Below are 1,916 nucleotides of genomic sequence, written 5' to 3'. Positions count from 1 at the left end.
ATAATTTAAAGAGATAAAATCATGTATAAATATAGAATAGGATTATTTAAGATTATATAAATGAGAATAAAGTTTCTCAAGATAGAATTGAAGAGTACCATTTGTTATGGAAATAAAAAGAAAGGTTAAGAAAATGAAAAAAAACAAAAGTATAGATAAAGAAACGAGATTAAAAAATATTGAAAATGCAGTACGTGAAATTTTAATAAATATTGGAGAAGATGCAGATAGAGAAGGGCTTGTTGAAACTCCTAAAAGAGTTGCAAAAATGTATGAAGAGATTCTGAGTACAAAAAGTGTAGATGATTTTGAAAATTATAAATTATTTGATGTAGATTTAGGCGATTCACAGGAAATGGTGCTTGTGAAGGAAATACCCTTTTTTTCAATGTGTGAACATCATATGTTACCATTTTTTGGAAAAGTGCATGTTGCCTATATTCCTAGAGAAAATAAAGTTATTGGACTTAGTAAGATACCAAGACTTGTGGAATTTGTTTCACGAAAATTGAGTGTTCAGGAGGAAATTACTGTAAATGTTGCAAAAAAATTGATAGAAATATTAAATCCATTGGGAGTTGCTGTTGTGGTTGAGGCACGACACATGTGCATTGAAATGAGAGGGGTTAATAAAATTGGTTCTGTGACTAGAACTTCATTTTATAGTGGTGAATTTAAGGAAAATGCGGATAGGAAAAAGGAATTTTTGGATGGGATAAAATAAAATTTTAAGGATATTTTTTTAGTTTGGAGAAAAATATGATGGAGTTAATAACTAAGGAAAAATTTTATAAATTAATGGAAGAATATTCTGAATATATTTTTTGGCGAAAATACGAGGATATATCTGAAAATTTATTACAAATATTAAAAGAAGATATTTATAAGAATGAAAATCCATACGACATACTGACACCTTTTAAAAAAGGGGGAAAAGATTGGTTATTGAAATATGTATACAAATATCAGCCTAGAACTGGAAAAATTTTAAAGGAAAACTCTAAACTTTTTGGTGGAGTAGATTTAGATACTGAGTATACAGAAAAAGGAGAATTGGGAAATAGTTCTGTTATAATAATAAAAAAAAAGACAGAAGAAATACTGACAACTCCAGAACATCCGTTCTATATATATTAGCAGGTTTCCTGAGTGTAGGAATAAGCCTGACGGGATTCACAGGTGAGCAGATAGAAATACAAGAAACAGAAATAATAAGATATGAAATTCCAAAAAAGGTGTATAACTTCAGCATAGAAGGCACAGAAAATTACTATGTGGGGGAGCAGAGGGTGCTGGTGCATAATGATGAAGGATGTCCGACTGGGAATGAGGTTAAGAAGAAGAATACGAAAGTTAATAAACCTGGATTAGAGGCGGGAGTTAATAAAGGAAAAGTAGTTAATCTGATAATCTGATGGATAATAGTTTTGAAAAACTTGAAAATGTAATAGATCCTGTTGAAGCAGATCATATTTATCCAAAAAACGCCATAGATAAAGATTTTTCAGTTAAAATGAAAGAACTTACTCCTAGTCAAAAAAAAGCAGTTTATGAAAATCCTAAAAATTTACAATATTTGAGAAAAACACATAATGCTAGTAAAGGTGCAAAAACAATAACAAGTAATAAACCTTGGGAAAAATGGAATGAAAAGAATATTAATCCTAGTTACAAAAAACGGTTAGAAATTAAATAAAAAATTAATGATAAAAGTATAAATAAATTATTAAAATTAAATAGAAAAATAAAGGTGAATAAAATATGATAAATTCAACTACAAAAAAAGAATTTTTAAAATCTGAGCTTGAATATATAAAATGGAAAAAAGAAAATATGAAAAAAATTTAGATAATAAAAAAATAGATGAAAATATAAATTATTCAAACTTTCTTTTAATATTATCTCCCTGTTTTTAT

4 protein-coding genes are annotated in these 1,916 nt (G+C 27.5%); all 4 read left to right on the top strand.

All coding sequences use genetic code 11. The annotated features are described in order from the left end of the window. Nucleotides 1-133: 133 nt before the first annotated feature. The 4 genes from folE to Q0370_RS03395 all read left to right on the top strand — a co-directional run bounded on the left by folE (nt 134) and on the right by Q0370_RS03395 (nt 1,696). Nucleotides 134-724 (top strand): GTP cyclohydrolase I FolE, encoded by a 591-nt coding sequence (gene folE, locus Q0370_RS03410; protein WP_299572162.1) that lies wholly within the window; start codon nt 134-136, stop codon nt 722-724. A 35-nt stretch (nt 725-759) separates the two neighbouring features. Beyond that, a complete protein-coding gene (locus Q0370_RS03405; RefSeq protein ID WP_299572159.1) occupies nt 760-1,137 on the top strand; it encodes a hypothetical protein in 378 nt (125 codons plus the stop codon). Nucleotides 1,138-1,235: 98 nt separating this feature from the next. Continuing rightward, nucleotides 1,236-1,415: a hypothetical protein gene (locus tag Q0370_RS03400; RefSeq protein ID WP_299572156.1), complete on the top strand. Its 180-nt coding sequence runs from the start codon at nt 1,236-1,238 to the stop codon at nt 1,413-1,415. Beyond that, nucleotides 1,415-1,696, top strand: a complete 282-nt coding sequence (locus Q0370_RS03395) for a hypothetical protein (protein ID WP_299572154.1) — start codon at nt 1,415-1,417, stop codon at nt 1,694-1,696. Before Q0370_RS03400 ends, Q0370_RS03395 begins: the two co-directional genes overlap by 1 nt. Nucleotides 1,697-1,916 lie beyond the last annotated feature (220 nt).

Source organism: uncultured Leptotrichia sp. (assembly GCF_938036635.1).
In the GTDB taxonomy this organism is placed as follows: domain Bacteria; phylum Fusobacteriota; class Fusobacteriia; order Fusobacteriales; family Leptotrichiaceae; genus Leptotrichia; species Leptotrichia hongkongensis.
This window is presented reverse-complemented; position numbering and strand designations above follow the sequence as displayed.

Bases quoted from the DNA above. Each gene is read 5' to 3' on its own strand.
- folE (WP_299572162.1), top strand. From the start codon at position 134: ATGAAAAAAAACAAAAGTATAGATAAAGAAACGAGATTAAAAAATATT.
- Q0370_RS03405 (WP_299572159.1), top strand. From the start codon at position 760: ATGATGGAGTTAATAACTAAGGAAAAATTTTATAAATTAATGGAAGAA.
- Q0370_RS03395 (WP_299572154.1), top strand. From the start codon at position 1,415: ATGGATAATAGTTTTGAAAAACTTGAAAATGTAATAGATCCTGTTGAA.